The organism is Mesorhizobium sp. WSM3859, from assembly GCF_002295065.1.
Classification (GTDB): domain Bacteria; phylum Pseudomonadota; class Alphaproteobacteria; order Rhizobiales; family Rhizobiaceae; genus Mesorhizobium.
Genome location: NZ_NSGG01000005.1, coordinates 317418 through 334812 on the forward strand (window position 1 = coordinate 317418; position 17395 = coordinate 334812).

14 protein-coding genes and 1 pseudogene are annotated in these 17395 nt (G+C 64.0%); 11 read left to right on the top strand and 4 right to left on the bottom strand.

The features are described 5' to 3' along the window. Positions 1-48: 48 nt before the first annotated feature. Both CK230_RS14060 and CK230_RS14065 read left to right on the top strand, forming a co-directional pair. The gene (locus tag CK230_RS14060) at positions 49-969 is read left to right on the top strand and encodes a DMT family transporter (protein ID WP_095817754.1); all 921 of its coding nucleotides are present in this window, start codon (positions 49-51) and stop codon (positions 967-969) included. A 139-nt stretch (positions 970-1108) separates the two neighbouring features. Then, positions 1109-1578 (top strand): annotated as a pseudogene (locus CK230_RS14065) (DUF805 domain-containing protein). 15 nt (positions 1579-1593) lie between these two features. Here CK230_RS14065 and CK230_RS14070 read toward each other — a convergent pair. Further along, entirely contained in the window at positions 1594-2493 is a 900-nt protein-coding gene (locus tag CK230_RS14070) for a phosphotransferase family protein (protein ID WP_095817755.1), read from the bottom strand. Positions 2494-2597: 104 nt separating this feature from the next. Here CK230_RS14070 and CK230_RS14075 point away from each other — a divergent pair, with 104 nt between their 5' ends. Beyond that, positions 2598-3230, top strand: a complete 633-nt coding sequence (locus CK230_RS14075) for a class I SAM-dependent methyltransferase (RefSeq protein WP_095817756.1) — start codon at positions 2598-2600, stop codon at positions 3228-3230. A gap of 16 nt (positions 3231-3246) precedes the next feature. Here CK230_RS14075 and CK230_RS14080 read toward each other — a convergent pair whose 3' ends face one another. Together CK230_RS14080 and CK230_RS14085 are read right to left on the bottom strand one after the other, a co-directional pair. Continuing rightward, a complete protein-coding gene (locus CK230_RS14080) occupies positions 3247-5700 on the bottom strand; it encodes an FAD-dependent oxidoreductase (RefSeq protein ID WP_095817757.1) in 2454 nt (817 codons plus the stop codon). Further along, positions 5697-6581, bottom strand: a complete 885-nt coding sequence (locus tag CK230_RS14085) for a phosphotransferase family protein (RefSeq protein ID WP_095817758.1) — start codon at positions 6579-6581, stop codon at positions 5697-5699. The genes CK230_RS14080 and CK230_RS14085 overlap by 4 nt, the downstream gene beginning before the upstream one ends. 387 nt (positions 6582-6968) lie before the next feature. Here CK230_RS14085 and CK230_RS14090 point away from each other — a divergent pair, with 387 nt between their 5' ends. From CK230_RS14090 to CK230_RS14130, 8 genes are all read left to right on the top strand, one after another. Next, positions 6969-7733 carry a DeoR/GlpR family DNA-binding transcription regulator gene (locus tag CK230_RS14090; protein WP_095817883.1) on the top strand — a complete coding sequence of 255 codons (765 nt, stop codon included), beginning with the start codon at positions 6969-6971 and terminating at the stop codon, positions 7731-7733. Positions 7734-7787: 54 nt separating this feature from the next. Next, positions 7788-8693, top strand: a complete 906-nt coding sequence (locus tag CK230_RS14095; RefSeq protein WP_095817759.1) for a LysR substrate-binding domain-containing protein — start codon at positions 7788-7790, stop codon at positions 8691-8693. Positions 8694-8782: 89 nt separating this feature from the next. Continuing rightward, complete coding sequence (locus CK230_RS14100) at positions 8783-9628, top strand: class I SAM-dependent methyltransferase (protein ID WP_095817760.1); 846 nt, start codon at positions 8783-8785, stop codon at positions 9626-9628. Positions 9629-9843: 215 nt separating this feature from the next. After that, positions 9844-10998: an ABC transporter substrate-binding protein gene (locus CK230_RS14105; RefSeq protein ID WP_095817761.1), complete on the top strand. Its 1155-nt coding sequence runs from the start codon at positions 9844-9846 to the stop codon at positions 10996-10998. 170 nt (positions 10999-11168) lie between these two features. Continuing rightward, positions 11169-12167: an ABC transporter ATP-binding protein gene (locus CK230_RS14110; RefSeq protein WP_095817762.1), complete on the top strand. Its 999-nt coding sequence runs from the start codon at positions 11169-11171 to the stop codon at positions 12165-12167. A gap of 247 nt (positions 12168-12414) precedes the next feature. Beyond that, positions 12415-13380, top strand: coding sequence for an ABC transporter permease (locus tag CK230_RS14120; protein ID WP_095817763.1), 966 nt, complete (start codon positions 12415-12417; stop codon positions 13378-13380). Next, positions 13370-14185, top strand: coding sequence for an ABC transporter permease (locus tag CK230_RS14125; protein WP_095817764.1), 816 nt, complete (start codon positions 13370-13372; stop codon positions 14183-14185). The genes CK230_RS14120 and CK230_RS14125 overlap by 11 nt, the downstream gene beginning before the upstream one ends. A gap of 139 nt (positions 14186-14324) precedes the next feature. Continuing rightward, positions 14325-15752: a gamma-aminobutyraldehyde dehydrogenase gene (locus tag CK230_RS14130; RefSeq protein WP_095817765.1), complete on the top strand. Its 1428-nt coding sequence runs from the start codon at positions 14325-14327 to the stop codon at positions 15750-15752. A gap of 108 nt (positions 15753-15860) precedes the next feature. On the opposite strand, the gene CK230_RS14135 is transcribed toward CK230_RS14130, so the two are convergent. Continuing rightward, a complete protein-coding gene (locus CK230_RS14135; RefSeq protein WP_095817884.1) occupies positions 15861-17270 on the bottom strand; it encodes an FAD-binding oxidoreductase in 1410 nt (469 codons plus the stop codon). Positions 17271-17395: the final 125 nt, after the last annotated feature.

Sequence of the window (17395 nt, forward strand, 5' to 3'; positions counted from 1 at the left end):
TCTCCGGATTTCCCTCGTCAAACCGGCTGCTTGCGGCTAGGGAGCGGCATGGCTTCGCTCGCCCGCAATTTCACGATCAGGAACATGTTGCTCGCCGGCATCCTGTTGATGCTGGCCGGCGACTTCATGTTCGCGCTGAACGATGCGATGGGCAAATGGCTGGTCGCTTCCTTCTCGGTCGGACAAGTGGTGCTGATCCGCTCGATCGGCGCCTTCATCGTGCTCGGCCCGATGATCGCCAACCAGGGCACGGGCAAGCTGTTCCACATGGACCGGCCGATCTTGCAGCTCCTGCGCGTCGTCGCCACCACCACCGACACCGGGCTTTTCTATGCCGCGGTCGTCTACCTGCCGCTCGCCGACGTGATGAGCTTCTATATGGCCGGGCCGATCTATGTCGCGGCGCTGTCGCACCTTCTGCTCGGCGAAAAGGTCGGCTGGCGTCGCTGGCTGGCGATCCTGGTCGGCTTCTGCGGCGTGCTGATCATCCTGAAGCCGTCCTCGGCCGCCTTCTCCATGTCTTCAGGCTTTGCGCTGGTCGGCAGCATCGCCTTCGGCTTCGCCATCATCCTTGGCCGTCTCCTGCGCGGCACCAGCGACACGTCTTTGGTCACCTGGCAGACCATCGGCACGCTGATTGTCGGCGGCCTGCTCACCATCGGCGCCTGGAGCACGCCGTCCGCGCTCGATTTCGGCGCCATGCTTCTGCTCGGCGTCGTTTCCTGCGCGGCTCATCTGATGATCACAAGGGCGCTGAAGCTGGCGCCGGCCTCGACGCTGGCGCCGCTGCATTACAGCCTGCTTCTGTGGGCCATCGTCTTTGGCCTGGTTTTCTTCGGCGATGTGCCGAGCCCGCGCATTCTGGCCGGCTCGGCTATCGTCGTGCTTGCCGGCATCTTCATCTTCCATCGCCAGAAGGTGGTGGAAACCGTAGTGCCTCCCGAGAACGTGCCGAAGGGCGTGAACTAGACTCGGGCCACCTCATCCTACCCTTCCATCCGGAAAGTATTTTGCGGTGCAAATCGCCTATTGGGTGCAATCTGCGATTGATTCCGGCGGGGTAGGCAGGATATCCATAGCTCCCGAGATTGGGGTGTTGGGGGAAATCATGGGCAGTTTCTCGATATGGCATTGGCTGATAGTTCTAATCCTTCTCGGCCTGCCATTGTTGTCTTGAGGGCGCCGCCAGCCGGCGTCAATCGTTTTGGTGACACGCCGCCGTCGATGAACTTCGGTGAGGCGATCTCAAGTTTTTTTCGAAATTATGTGAACTTTTCCGGCAGGGCCAGCCGCTCGGAGTTCTGGTATTCCTACCTCTTCATCATCATCGTCGCCGTTCTTATGGGTATAGTCGATATCTTTGTGGGAAACGAAGCCGTCTCGTCGCTTTGGAATCTTGCCGTCCTTCTGCCGACACTTGCCATGACCGCGCGCCGGCTGCATGACATCAACAGAAGCGGCTGGCACCAGCTGCTTGCGGGATTCTTCCCCATCGGCAGCATCGCGCTGCTCATCTGGTATTGCAAAAAGTCCGACGAAACAGGATCGCTGAACGAGATACAAAGGGTCTTCAGGTAGAAAGCCGGGATTGGTCTAGCCCAGGCGCACAGCTGCCAGGTGACGTGAGAATTCCGCCGTCTCCATCAGCGTCTTGCAGCGGGCGAAGCGCCCGTCGGCATAGGCGCGGAAATCTTCGGCCGGATTGTCGTTGGCGAGCTGGATCAGGCCCCACAGCGTCCAGAGTAGGTCGCACATCGCCTTGTAGATGACGACGCGTCCGCGCTCCGCCGGCCGCGCCTCGCCGCCGAAATAAGCGCGCATCAATTCCTCGTCCTGACCCGCATCGAACTTGCCCTCGACCGAGAGATCGCCAAGGTCCCACAGCGGATCGTTCATGCCGGAATACTCCCAGTCGACGATCCACATCCGCTCACCCGTATCGAGGAAATTCTCGCAGAGCGGATCGCAATGGCATGCGGTAAGCGGGATGGCGTGAGTGGCAAGCGCCTCGCGCACCGCGCCTGCCTCGCGCACCACGTCGTGATAGCCGGCGGGCAGCGCCACATCCTTGGTCGACAGGACCTTGAGATAGTCGTCGATCATCGCAAACAGCTCGAAGCGGAAGGGAAACACGGCGCCGGAAGAATGGAGTTTTCGGAAGACCTGGCCAGCCCGCGTCGGGCTGCCCGGCCTCGCCTTGAATTTCTCCGGCGACATCGTCTCGGCGCCGGCGATGAAGCGCGTCGCCATCAGGCCGGTCGCCGGATCGGCATGGAGCACGTCCGGGCTGACGCCGGCTTTGGCCGCCTCACGCGCCGCCACCGCCTCATTGGCGCGGTTGATATATTCCTCCGTGCCCTTGCCGGGAATGCGCAGGCACACGTCGCCCGCTCTGTAGACCCTGTTGGTGAGGCCGCCGAGCCGCTCCAGCGGTCCATCATAGCCTGCCAGCACCGGAACGGCCGCCAGTACTGCGCGCAATTCGTCGGTCATGTCGTGTCCCCGCTTCACGCCATTTGCTATGGCTCTGACGGTTCCACAATTTTAACGGCTTGGCTATCATCCATTGAACGAGAGTCGGGGTGTCGGGAGTGGCGATGGCAGACGGCAAGCAGAACAGCGCGCTGGGCGCCGCTTATGCGGCGAAGCGGCCGGAAGACGTGGCCGCCATCTATGACAGCTGGGCGGACACCTACGACGCCGACATGTCGGCCGCCGGCTATCGCCATCCGACGATCTGCCTGGCGCTGCTTGCCCGCCACCTGGCGCGCGGCGCCGAACCCTTGCTCGACGCCGGCGCCGGCACCGGCCTGATCGGCGAATGGCTGGCCATCACCGGCTATCCGCGGGTCGAGGCGCTCGACATCTCGCAAGGCATGCTGGACAAGGCCGGCGCCAAGGGCGTCTACACGGCGCTGCATCGCCTGGCGATGGGCGACACGCTGCCTTTCGCCGACGGCGCCTATGCCGGCATCATTTCGGCCGGCGTCTTCACCTCGGGCCATGTCGGGGTCGAGGGCCTGGACGAGCTGATCCGCATCTGCCGTCCAGGCGGGGTCATCGTGCTGACCGTCAAGAATACGCTGTGGGATGCCGGCTTTGCGGAGCGCATCGCCGAGATGGAAGCGCGCGGCACGATAACCCGCCTCGAAGAGACGCGGCCCTATGCCTCGATGCCCGGCGAGGGTGACACTGTGCCGAGCCGTTGCCTGGCGCTGCGCGTCAGCTGACCCCGCGCTGCGCGGATCAAGCCTTTATCTTCGCGCCGGCCGGGTCGTACATCGCCTCGAGATGGATCTTTGCCGGCGTGCGTTCCATTGCCACCACCAGGTCATAATCGCCGGACGCGAGGAGCTCGTCGCTGACGCCGTCGGCATTGCGCACATAGCCATAGCCGATGTTCTTCTTCACCGTGTAGCCGTAGCCGCCGCTGGTGAGGTAGCCCACCGGCTCGTCATTGCGCAGGATCGTCTCGCGGCCGACCAGCACGATCGCGGGGTCGTCCACCGTGAAGCCGGCAAAGCGTTTCGTCGGCGCCTTGCCGGCTGCCACCTCCAGCGCCTTGCGTCCGACGAAGTCCGTGTTCTTGCGGAGCTTCACCGCCCAGCCCAGCCCCGCTTCCAGTGGCGTGTCGTTCGGCGTGATGTCGGAACCCCAGGCGCGATAACCTTTTTCCAGCCGCAGCGATTCCAGCGCCCGGTAGCCGACCGGGCGAATGCCATGCGCCTTGCCCGCCGACATCAGCGCGTCGAAAACCTTGCCGGTGGCGTCGATCGGCACATGCAGCTCCCAGCCGAGCTCGCCGACATAGGTGACGCGTAGCGCCTTCACGCTATGGCCGGCAATTGCGATCTCGCGCGCATGGCCGAAGGGGAAGGCGGCGTTCGAGACGTCGGCCTCCGTCACCGCCGACAGCACGTCGCGGGCGCGCGGCCCCATCAGCGACAGCGTGCCATACTCCTCCGTGACGTCGGTCAGCCTGGCGTCGAGGCCGGAGCCGATATGATCGCTTATCCAGGACAGGTCATGCGTGCGGAAGCCGGTGCCGGTGACGATGTAGAACCGCTCCTCGCCCAGCCGCGACACGGTGAGGTCGGCCTCGACGCCGCCGCGCGTGTTGAGAAGCTGCGTGTAGGTCAGCCGTCCGACCGGCTTGTTGACGTCGTTGGCGCAGATCCAGTCGAGCGCCTTCAGCGCGTCCATGCCGGTCAGCTCGTATTTGGCGAAGGAGGACTGGTCGAAGATACCGACCTTCTCACGCACATGACGGTGCTCGTCGCCGACCGGGCCGAACCAGTTCTGGCGGCCCATCGAGTAGACGTCCTCGGCGGCCGCGCCATGCGGCGCGAACCAGTTCGGCCGCTCCCAACCAAGCTTGGAGCCGAACACCGCGCGATGTTTCTTCAGTCGCTCATAGAGCGGCGAGACGATGCGTGGCCGTCCCGACAGATATTCCTCATGTGGGAAGCCGATCGTGTAATGCTTGCCATAGGCCTCAAGCGTGCGGTCGCGCACCCAGTCACGGTCGCGGTGCAGGCCGGAAAAACGTCTGATGTCGACCACCCACAGGTCGAGCGGCGCCTCGCCGTCGACCACCCATTGCGCCAGCACCCAGCCGGCGCCACCTCCGGATGCGATGCCAAAGGCGTTGAAGCCTGCGCCGACGAACATGTTGGCGCATTCGGGCGCCGCGCCGAGGATGAAGTTGCCGTCCGGCGTGAAACTTTCCGGTCCGTTGATCATCTGCTTGACGCCGACGGTTTCCAAGGCGGGAACGCGCGCGATCGCCTGCGTCATATGCTGTTCAAAATGATCGTAATCGTCGTCGAACAGGCGGAACTCCCAGTCGTTGGGCACGTCGCCACCGGGAAGGCCGGTTGCCCAGGCCTGCGGGTTGGGCTCATAGCCGCCCATCACCAGCCCGCCGACCTCCTCCTTGAAATAGGTGCGGCGGTCGGGGTCGCGGATCGTTGGCGCGTCGTTGGCCAGCCCTTCGATCCTCTCGGTGATGATATACTGATGCTTGACCGGCTGCAGCGGCACATTGATGCCGGCCATCGCGCCGACCTGCCTTGCCCACTGCCCGGCGCAGTTCACCACCTTGTCGCAGGCGATATCGCCCTTCGAAGTCTTCACCGCCGTGATGCGGCCATCCTTCATCGCAAAGCCGGTGACGCGCACGTCCTCGAACAGTCTCGCGCCATGCATGCGCGCGCCCTTGGCGAGCGACTGGGCGATGTCGGAGGGGCTTGCCTGCCCGTCGGTCGGCAGCCACGAGGCGCCGACGAGGTCGCCCGTCTGCATAAGCGGCCACATGCGCTTCACGTCCGCCGGCGACAGAAGCTGCATATCCATGCCGAAGCTTTTGGCCGTGGTCGCCAGTCGCTTGAATTCGGTCCAGCGGTCGGCGGTGGTCGCCAGCCGCAGGCATCCGGTCATCTTCCAGCCGGTCGCCAGGCCGGTCTCGGCCTCGAGGCCCTTGTAGAGGTCGACCGAATATTTGAGCACGCGCGTGATCGAGGCCGACGAGCGTAATTGCCCGACCAGGCCGGCGGCGTGCCAGGTCGAGCCCGAGGTCAGCTTGCCCTGCTCGAGCAGCACCACGTCGGCCTTGTGGTCGCGCGCCAGATGATAGGCGGTAGAGCAGCCGATGATGCCGCCGCCGATGACGACGATCCCGGCATGGCTGGGCAAACTCATGATCTTGTCCCGTATTTCGTCCGATAGTTTTCCAGCGCCGCGTCGAGCCGGACGAGGTTTTCCTCGGTGTAGGCGACATAGTCGATGCCGGGCGCGTTGAGATAAAGCTCGGAGACCATGCTCCACATCGCCTCGCGCAGCAGCGAGGCGCATTGCATGGCGGCATGCGAACGGCGGATCTCGCTGTCCGGCTCCTTCATGAAATAGGCGGTCAGGAAGGCGAAGGATTCGTCATCGTTCAGGCCGGCGTTGGAGGCGGCGCCGGCAAGATCGAACATCGCCGTGTTGAAGCCCGCATATTCGAAATCGATCAGCCACAGCCGTTTGCCGTCGTCGAGGATATTGGCCGGCAAAAGATCGTTGTGGCCGAAGACGATCGGCAGCAGTTTTTGCGCCCGCTCGAGCTCGTCGGCCAGCGAAAGATAGCGGGGCAACTGATCCTTCTTGCGGCTGCCGCCTTCATCCAGCGTGCGCGCGTAGTCGCGGATGACGTGGAACACCCAGAACATGAAGCCTGCGCCGGAGACATGGTTCGGCATCTCGCGATGGAAGCCGCGCAGCAGCGCCGCCACGCGGCCAAGATTGGCCCGCACGTCTTCGGCGAGAAAGGTCTTCGCCCCGAGAAACGCCGTCACCAGAATACCGGGTTCGGCATAATGCACGGCCGGCGCGAATCCAGCCGCATGCGCCGCCCGGGCCGTCATCACCTCGCGCTCGCGAAAGACGTGGTGGAACGGAAAATCCTGGCCGAAGCGCACTACATGCCGCCCGGCCGCGTCGGTGACGACAAAGTTGGCGTTGCTGAGGCCGCCCGGCAGCGGCTCGATCTCGATGCTGCCGCTCCAGCACGGCAAGGCGCGGATTCGGTCTTCGGCGCTCACGGCTTCGCTCCGGCCTCAACCGGTCCCACGGAAAACGACGATGGGATAAAACAAAGAAGCCTCGTCGGTGCGAGACGCCAGGATCGGTATCCCGCACCGCACCGACGAGCCCCTTGGCCAGGTTTAGGATCCCGGCATCCGCCCCCGCGGATTCGATAAAAGCTCGCGCCTGGCTGGTTCCAGACGATCTGGTCGCTAGGTTGCGGCTCTGCCATCACCCTCCTTAGCAGTTCCGAGCCCTTGTGACTTGCAACCACTCTCATGCCGAGGTGGCGGAGCTGTCAATCAAAAGCTGCGATTTTTTTGGGTGTTTTGCCCGAAAATATAAGCAACTCCTTTCAAAGCGTTGTCAAAGCCTTAAATTCGGTCAAAATCCCGGACATCCATATGATCCACTCGAAACGGCATGGCGAAATCCTGCGGCTCCTCGGCGAGGAGGGCACGATCACCATAGCCAGCCTTGCCGAACGTCTCGGCGTCTCGCAGGAGACGGTTCGGCGCGACGTCAAGCCGCTCGCCGATGACGGGTCGGTGCTGAAGATGCACGGCGCCGTCGGCCTTACCTCGATGGTGGGCGAGGCGCCGTTCGAACGCCGCATGCGCGAGAATGCCGAAGCCAAGCGCCTGATCGCCAGGATGGTCGCGGCCACGATCCGCGATGGCGAGGCGATCATGCTCGACACCGGCACGACCACATCCTTCCTGGCGCGCGAGCTGCTCGGCCATCGTCGGTTGACGGTGGTCACCAATTCTTCCGACATCGCGCGCACGCTGGCGACGGTGAACGGCAACAAAGTCTATATGGCGGGAGGCGAGCTGCGCAGCGATTCGGGCGCGGCCTTCGGCATTTCGGCGATCGAGTTCGTCGGCCGCTTTTCGGTTGATCATGCGGTGATCTCGATCGGCGCGGTCGACGCCGACGCCGGCCTGACCGACTACGAGCTGGAGGAAGCGGAGTTCGCCCGCATGGTGCTGTCGCGCGGCCAGCGCTCGCTGGTCGTCACCGACCATACCAAGTTCGGCCGCCAGGGGCTGGTCAGGGTTTGCGGCTTCGACGGCTTTTCCGAGCTCGCCACCGACCAGCCGCCGCCACCCGACATAGCCGCCGCGCTGAGCCGGGCCGGCGCGCGGCTCAGCATCGCGGCAGCCTAACCGCCGAGACAAAGCCCGCTTTCTTTCCCGGTCACGCCGGTGTTTAGTCCGGCCATGGCCTTCACCATCCGCCAATTGCAGTTCTTTGTCGCCGTCGCCGAGCAGGGCACCGTCTCGGGCGCCGCGCAGAATCTCTCCATCTCGCAGTCTTCGGTCACCGAGGCGATCAAGGAGTTGGAGAGCGATCTCGGCGTCGAGTTGTTCGAGCGCCATCCGCGCGGCCTCAACATCACCCATAAGGGCCACCAGTTCCTGCGCCACGCCACCAAGATCCTGGCCGATGTCTCGGATGCGCGCCGTTCTTTCTTCAGCGATCAGGCCGCCGTGGGCGGGCGCCTGCAGCTCGGCGTCACCTCGCTGGTCGCCGGCTACGTGCTGTCCGATCTGCTCGCCCGCTACCGTCGCGCCTATCCCGGCGTCGAGGTCTCCGCCATCGAGGACAATGGCGACTATCTCGAGCATCTTCTGGTCGGCGGCAAGCTCGACATTGCCGTCATGGTGACGTCCAACCTGCGCGATCGCACCGCGCTGCAGTCGGAAATCCTGGAAGTCTCGGCCTACCGGCTGTGGATCCCGCTCAGCCACAGGCTGGCCAGCGCCGACATCATCTCGATCGGCGATATCGCCTCCGAGCCGCTGATCATGCTCACCGTCGACGAGATCGAGGAGAACACCGGCAAGCTGCTGTCGGCGATCGGCGCGAGACCTCATGTCGCCTTCCGCACGCGTTCCGTGGAAGCGGTGCGCAGCCTGGTCGCCACCGGCGCCGGCGTGGCGCTGCTGCCGGACCTCGTCTACCGGCCCTGGTCGCTGGAAGGCGACCGCATCGAATCGCGCGATATTTCCGGCTCGCTGCCGGTCGTCCAGGTTGGCACCGTCTGGCGCCGCGGCTCCGGCCTGCCGCAGGCCGCGCGCGACTTCATCGGCCTTGCCCAGTCGCAGCGCATGGTCCGCCGGTGAAGCAATTCCAGGAAAAGCGTGAAACGGCCGGCTTGAATTCGTAGAGTGCCGGCAGGGATCGATGAGGGCAACTGAAAGCGAGGTCCGCCATGCCGCAATCCGCGCAGCCGAACACACAGCAAGCCGCTCTCTGGAACGACGCCAGCGGCAAGGCATGGGTCGAGATGCAGCCCGTCCTTGACGGCGTGCTGGCGCCGTTCGAGAGCCTGGTGGTGGATGCCGGTTATCCTGGGGAAGGGGGCACGGTTTTGGACATTGGCTGCGGCGCCGGCGCCACGACCCTGGCGATGGCGCGCCGCGTCGGCAATGGCGGCCGATGTGTCGGCCTCGACATCTCGCGACCGCTTGTCGCCCTGGCAACGGAGCGCGCGCGGGTGGAAGAGGTGGCGAACGCTAGTTTCGAAGTCGGCGACGCCCAGACATATGCGTTCGAATCCGGCCGCATCGATGCCGTTGTCTCGCGCTTTGGCGTCATGTTCTTCGACGATCCCGTGGCGGCGTTCACCAACATAAGACGGGCCGCAAGGCGCGGCGGCAAACTCGCCTTTGTCGCTTGGCGCAGTCCGCGCGAGAATGATTTCATGACGACCGCAGCGCGAGCGGCCGCACCCTTCCTGCCGCAAGCACCCGCGCCGGACCCCGACGCGCCGGGGCAGTTTGCCTTCGCCGACGGCGCCAAGGTGAGGCAGATTCTTGAACGAAGCGGCTGGTCGTCGATCGAAGTCGAACAGGCGGACGTCCCGTGTCAGATCGCCGAAAGCCATCTGATGACTTATGCCACCCGGCTAGGGCCGGTCGGCGCTGCGTTGCGCGAGGTTGACCAGGCGACGGCGGAGAAAATCACCGCGGCCTTGCCTGCTGCATTCAAGCCTTTCGTGGCGGACGGGAAGGCTCGTTTCATTGCCGCCTGCTGGCTGGTCACGGCATTGGCCTGAAGGCATTTTTGATATCGGAAAAACCGATATCGGCTTTCTGATAAATGAATTTGCGAAACCGGATTTTTCACAGCACCTTTCGCCGAGGGAACAAAGCCGCGCCCTGAGAGCGCTGCTGACAGAGCACAATGTGTCCTGTCGTTTTTGAGTCTGCGCATGATCCTTTCCGAAACCGGACCGGTTTCGGGGTCATGCGCCAAAATGGGAGATCGACGATGAATGCATTCCTGAAGTCGTGCACGGCGCTGACTGTCGCGCTGACTTTTTCCGGCCAGGCCATGGCCCAGGTCAAGGAAATCGGCAAGGGCGAGGGCGAGGTCAACATCGTTGCCTGGCCGGGCTATATCGAGCGCGGCGAGACCGACAAGGGTTATGACTGGGTGACGGCTTTCGAGAAGGAAAGCGGCTGCAAGGTCAACGTCAAGACCGCCAACACCTCGGACGAGATGGTCTCGCTGATGAACGAGGGCGGCTTCGACCTGGTCACCGCTTCGGGCGATGCATCGCTGCGCCTCGTCGCCGGCAAGCGCGTGCAGCCGATCAACACCGATCTCATCAAGAGCTGGAAGACCGTCGACGACCGCCTTAAGGACGCGCCCTGGTTCACCGTCGACAAGGTGCATTACGGCGTTCCCTATCAGTGGGGCCCGAACATCCTGATGTACAACACCGACGTCTTCAAGGAAGCGCCCAAGAGCTGGAACGTCGTCTTCGAGGAAATGAAGCTGCCCGACGGCAAGTCGAACAAGGGCCGTGTTCAGGCCTATGACGGTCCGATCCACATCGCCGACGCGGCCAATTACCTGATGTTCCACAAGCCGGAACTCGGCATCAAGGACCCCTACGAGCTCAACGAAGACCAGTACAAGGCGGCGCTCGATCTGCTGCGCACGCAACGCACGCTGGTCGGCCGCTACTGGCACGATGCCGCGATCCAGGTCGACGACTTCCAGAACGAGGGCGTGGTCGCTTCCGGCTCCTGGCCCTATCAGGTCAACACGCTGGTCGCCGCCAAGAAGCCGGTCGCCTCGACCGTGCCGGAAGAAGGCGTCACCGGCTGGGCCGACACCACCATGATGGAAGCCGACGCCGCGCATCCGAACTGCGCCTATATGTGGCTCGAGCATTCGCTGTCGCCGAAGGTCCAGGGCGATGTCTCGGCCTGGTTCGGCTCGCTGCCCGTTGTGCCCGCCGCCTGCAAGGGCAATGAGCTGCTTGGCGACGAAGGCTGCAAGACCAACGGCTACGACAATTTCGACAAGATCAAGTTCTGGAAGACGCCAGTGTCGAAATGCGCCAGCCAGAACGACCAGTGCGTGCCCTATTACCGCTGGGTGTCGGACTATATCGGCGTCATCGGCGGGCGGTAACACTCTTTACCCTCCCCCTGTGGGGAGGGTCGACGCTTGAGCGTCGGGGTCGGGGCTGTCTGATAGGTTCGCGCCAGTCACCCCACCCGCGGCTTCGCCGCGACCTCCCCCATCGAGGGGGAGGTAGGGCGTCGCGCATCCTCTAAACCGGCAACGAAACGAACAGGCCCATGACCTCTGCCGTTTCCTTCAAAAAAGTCTCGCGCCATTTCGGCAGCGTGCGCGCGGTCGACGCGGTCGACCTCGAGATCGCGCCGGGCGAGTTCTTCGCCATGCTCGGGCCGTCCGGCTCCGGCAAGACGACGTGCCTCAGACTGATCGCCGGCTTCGAGCAGCCGACGGCGGGCTCGGTCTCGATCTTCGGCGAGCGCGCCGAAGGCGTTCCGCCCTATCGCCGCAACGTCAACACCGTCTTCCAGGACTACGCGCTGTTTCCACATCTCAACGTCTTGGACAACGTCGCCTACGGCCTGATGGTCAAGGGCGTCGGCAAGGCCGAGCGGCTGAAGGCGGCCGAGGAGGCTCTGTCGCTGGTGCGACTGCCGGGCTATGGCGCGCGCCGTCCCGGCCAGCTCTCCGGCGGCCAGCGCCAGCGCGTCGCGCTCGCCCGTGCCCTGGTCAACCAGCCCAAGGTGCTACTGCTCGACGAGCCGCTCGGCGCGCTCGACCTCAAGCTGCGCGAGAACATGCAGGAGGAATTGAAATCGCTGCAGAAGGTGCTCGGCATCACCTTCGTCTTCGTCACCCACGACCAGGGCGAGGCGTTGTCCATGGCCGACCGCGTCGCCGTCTTCAACGACGGCAGGATCATGCAGGTCGGCACGCCGGAAGATATCTACCAGCGGCCGAACACGCGCTTCGTCGCCGATTTCGTCGGCTCGTCCAACGTGCTGCCGCCGGATTTCGTCCAGCGCTATTCCGGCCAGCATCGCTGGGGCAGCCTGCGCCCGGAATCCATCCGCGTTTTAAGCGCGACCAGTGGCGACGGTGTCGCCGCGCGCCTTGTCGGCACGAATTATCTCGGCGCCACCACGAGGCTGGCGCTCGATGCCGATGGGCTGCGGCTGCATGCGGTGGTGCCGGCGGGAACGGCGCTGCCGGCGGAAGGCGAAGCGGTGCTGCTGACCTTCAATCGCGATAGCCTGCACCTGATGGACGAGCCGGCATGACCGTGCTTCGCAGAACTTTGACAAGCGTAGCGCTCTACGGCGCCCCCCTCTGGCCTGCCGGCCATCTCCCCCACAAGGGGGGAGATTGGCAGCTTCGGCGCCCCACTCATCCTTCCGACTTTGGTGACTGGCGAAATCGCAGGCGACGGCTGATCTCCCCCCTTGTGGGGGAGATGGCCGGCAGGCCAGAGGGGGGCGCGAAGGAACTCGGCCTTTCCCATGTCCTCCACGAAGGCACGGTGGCGCCATGACGATCGCCGCTGTTCAATCCAATCCCACCCCCGCCATCCTGCCCGGCAGCGGCGGCCTGCGCGGCGCGCTCTCCGACCTGTTCTGGCGCCGCCCGAAGTTCCTGCTTCTCCTGATGCTCGCCCCGCCGCTGCTTTGGCTCGGCATCGTCTATATCGGCTCGCTGTTTGCCCTGCTCGCGCAAAGCTTCTTCTCGATCGACGAGTTCTCGGGCCTCATCAATCGCGAGTTCACGCTGAAGACCTATGGCGACCTGTTCCAGGCCGCCAATCTAGACATCATCCTGCGTACGGTGACGATGGCGGCGCTCGTCACGCTCGCCTCGGCGGTCATCGCCTTCCCCATCGCCTATTACGCGGCGCGCTATGCGCGCGGCCGCTGGAAGGCCCTGTTCTATCTCGGCGTCATGCTGCCGCTGTGGTCGAGCTATCTGGTCAAGATCTACGCCTGGAAGCTGATCCTCGCCAAGGAAGGCATCCTCACCTGGCTGCTCGCCAAGCTGAACCTGCTCTGGCTGCTCGACGGCTGGCTGTCGCTGCCGATCGTCGGCGGCAACTCGCTGTCGGTTTCCTTCACCGGCACCTTCATCGTCTTCGTCTATGTCTGGCTGCCCTTCATGATCCTGCCGGTGCAGGCCGCGCTCGAGCGCGTTCCCGGCAATCTGGTCGAGGCCTCGTCCGATCTCGGTGCCTCGCCGGGGCAGACCTTCCGCAATGTCCTCTTCCCGCTGGCGCTGCCCGGCATCGTCGCCGGCTCGATCTTCACCTTTTCGCTGACCTTGGGCGACTACATCATCCCGCAGATCATCGGCACCTCGCGGCTTTTCATCGGCCAGGCCGTCTATTCGCAGCAGGGCACCGCCGGCAACATTCCGCTCGCGGCAGCCTTCACCGTGGTGCCCGTTGTCGTCATGGGCTTCTATCTCTGGGGCGCCAAGCGCATGGGGGCTTTCGATGCGCTCTGATCGTGGTCAACGTGCTCCGCTCGGCCTGAAGATCGCCGCCGCATGCGGCCTGCTCTTCCTGCACCTGCCCATCCTCCTGATCTTCGTCTATGCCTTCACGACTGAAGAGAAGAGCTTCGTCTGGCCGCCGCCGGGGCTCACCACACAATGGTTCGCCGTCACCTGGAACCGGCCGGACGTCTGGGATGCATTGTCGCTTTCGGTCCGCGTCGCTGCCATCTCGACGGCGATCGCCTTGGTGCTCGGCACGCTCTGCGCGGCGGCCGTCTCGCAGACCCGCTTCTTCGGCCGCGAAGCCATTTCGTTGCTGGTCATCCTGCCGATCGCGCTGCCCGGCATCATCACCGGCATCGCGCTGCGCTCGGCCTTTTCGCTCGCCGACATTCCCTTCTCGTTCTGGACGATCGTGCTCGGCCACGCCACCTTCTGCGTGGTCGTCGTCTATAACAACGCCGTCGCCCGCTTCCGCCGCACCTCGGGATCGATGATCGAGGCCTCGATGGATCTCGGCGCCGACGGTTTTCAGACCTTCCGGCATGTCGTGCTGCCCAACATCGCGACCGCATTGCTGGCCGGTGGCATGCTTGCCTTCGCGCTGTCCTTCGACGAGGTCATCGTCACCACCTTCACCGCCGGCCAGCAGCAGACGGTGCCGATCTGGATGCTGGAAGAGCTGATTCGGCCGCGCCAGCGTCCGGTCACCAATGTCGTGGCCATGGTCGTCGTGCTGGTGACGCTGCTGCCGATCTTCTCTGCCTATTACCTGACCCGCGACGGCGACCAGATCGCGGGGAGTGGAAAGTAGTGAATAGTGAGTAGCGAATAGTGAGTAGTGAATGGTGAATGGTGAATGGTGAATGGAATGAATTGAGACCGGCCACTACCGACTACTGACTAATGACTACTGACAATTCACCATTCACTTCTCTTCAAGGAGAACCCCAATGGACACCCAGATGCTCATCGGCTCGAAATTCGAGAAGGGCACCGAAACCGAGGAGCCGATCCTCAATCCAAAGACCGGGGCAACCATCCTCAACCTGCCGGAGGCGAGCCCGGCGCAGATCGAGGCTGCTGTCAGTGCCGCCGAGAAGGCGTTCGTCAGTTGGTCGCGCACCACGCCGGCGCAGCGCTCCGGCTACCTATTGAAGATCGCCGACCGCATCGAGGCCGACGCGAAGGAGTTCGCGGCGCTCGAGGCGCTGAATTGCGGCAAGCCGATCAACGCAGTGCTCAATGACGAGATCCCGGCGATCGTCGACTGCTACCGTTTCTTCGCCGGCGCGGTGCGCTCGATGCCCGGCCAGGTGGCCGGCGAATATATTGCTGGCCACACCTCGATGGTACGGCGCGACCCTATCGGCATCGTCGCCTCGATCGCGCCCTGGAACTATCCGCTGATGATGATGGCCTGGAAGCTGGCGCCGGCAATCGGCGGCGGCAACACGGTCGTCTTCAAGCCCTCGGAACAGACGCCGCTGACATCGCTGAAGCTGGCGAAGATCCTCGCCGAGGTGCTCCCCGAGGGCGTCGTCAACGTCGTGCTCGGCCGCGGCGACAGTGTCGGCAACACGCTGATCAACCACCCGAAGGTCAACATGATCTCGATCACCGGCGACGTCGCCACCGGCAAGAAGGTGCTGCAGGCGGCAGCCAAGTCGGTCAAGCGCACGCATCTGGAGCTCGGCGGCAAGGCGCCCGTCATCGTCTTCGACGACGCCGACCTCGGCGCCGTCGTCAACGGCCTGCGCGCCTTCGGATATTACAATGCCGGCCAGGACTGCACCGCCGCCTGCCGCATCTATGCCGGCAAGAAGATCTACGACAGGCTCGTCGCCGACCTCTCCTCGGCGGTCTCGACGATCAAATACAACCAGCCCGACGACACCGAGAACGAGATCGGCCCGCTGATCTCGCGCCGACAGCGCGACCGTGTGTCGAGCTTCGTCGAGCGCGCCTCGGAGCTGAAGCACATCGAGATCACCACCGGCGGCAAGCCGGGCGAGGGCTCCGGCTTCTACTACCAGCCGACGGTCGTCGCCGGCGCGCTGCAGGAAGACGAGATCGTGCGCCGCGAGGTGTTCGGCCCGGTCGTCTCCATCACCCGCTTCTCGGATGTCGACGAGGCGGTGAACTGGGCGAACGACAGCGACTACGGCCTTGCCTCGTCGGTGTGGACCAAGGACGTCGCGCGCGCCATGGCGACCGCCGCCCGTCTGCAATATGGCTGCACCTGGATCAACACCCACTTCATGCTGACCAACGAGATGCCGCATGGCGGCCTGAAACAGTCCGGCTACGGCAAGGACATGTCACTCTACGCGCTGGAAGACTACACCGCCGTCCGTCACGTGATGGTGGCGCACGGATAGTCCCCCCTTGTGGGAGATTGTGGGAGAGGTCGGATTGCCCGATTTGCCCTTCGCAAAATCGGATGGCAATCCGACCTCGATCTCTGTGCCGGGGGGGCAGCGTGAGATCTAGGCGGCCGTCCTGCCTTGCTCCGCCGATGCCGCGGGCTTGATGTTCTGGTTGACCCGGAAGACGTTAAAGGGATCGTAGATGCGCTTCACCTGGCTAAGCCGCTCGTAGTTCGCGCCATAGCTCGCCTGCACGCGCGCTTCTCCTTCGTCCTCCATCATGAAATTCACGTAGCCGCCTTCGCCGTTATGGGGATGGATGCTCGCCCAGTAGTTCTTGGCCCATTTGGTGAGGTCGGCGGCCTTGCCTGGATCGGGATCGATGGCGGCGATGACCATCGACCACGTCGCGTCGCGCGCATTCCATGCCGTTTCGTTCTTGCCGACACGGCGAACGGCGCCGTCGATCGGGTAAAGATGCATAAGCGACAATTCGCTCGGCGCTTCGGCGGCGTGCGCGATATGGGTGGCGATGGCTTCGTCGGGAAGCGATTTGACGAAATCGCCCTTCCAATACCATTGCAGGCCTTTCGGAAGCAGCGGGTCGAACATGGCCTGCAAGGCCGGGAACGGCATCACGCCCATCCAGTTGAAGATCGGCGGCGGCAGATTGTCGAGCAGCGGCGCCATCGCCTTGCGCCCGTCCTCTTCCGTGCCGTTGTAGCAGGAGATGATGGCGCAGGCGCGCTTGCCCCAATATTCGCGCGGGAAGGGATCGGTCGAAGGAACGGTCTTCAGGCCGACAAAGGCGCCGAGATCTTCCGGCGCCTCCGGCAGATAGTCGCGATAGGTCTGCATGACGGCAAGGGCATCCTTGGCCTCCCAGAACACCGGGCCGCCAAATATCATGTTCACAGGATGGGCCTGGAACAGGAAGCTGGTCACGACGCCGAAATTGCCGCCGCCGCCCCGCAGCGCCCAGAACAGGTCAGGATTCTCGCTTTTGCTGGCTGTCACAACGGTGCCGTCGGCCAGCACCAGATCGGCCTCGACCAGATTGTCGATGGTAAGACCGTATCTGCGCGTGAGATAGCCTGTACCGCCGCCGAGCGTCAGGCCGGCGACGCCCGTGGTCGAGACGATCCCGGCCGGAACAGCGAGCCCGAAGGGATGGGTGGCATGGTCCACGTCACCCGAGGTGCAGCCGGGCCCGACCCGCACGGTGCGTGTCTTCGCATCGACATGGACCCCTTTCATCGTCGACAGGTCGATGACAAGGCCGTTGTCGCAAATCCCCAATCCGGCACCGTTGTGTCCGCCGCCGCGAACGGCGATCAAAAGATCGTTGTCGCGTGCGTATTTCACGGCGGTGATCACGTCGGCGATATCGGCGCAGCGTGCAATCAGCAGCGGGCGCTTTTCGATCATGCCGTTATAGACCTTGCGGGCCTCGTCATAGCCGGCATCGTCGCGCAGGATCACCTCCCCGCGCAGGCTTTCACGCAGTTTTGCATGGGCTTCGTCGGTCATCGGTTTGCTCCCTTGATTGCGCCAGCGCCACGGCGTCGACGCGACGCATGTTTTGCTTCGTTTGTTCGCCTCATCGGGCGGATGCGTTGGATGGTGCAGGAAGAGCACACTGCACCAATCCGGTC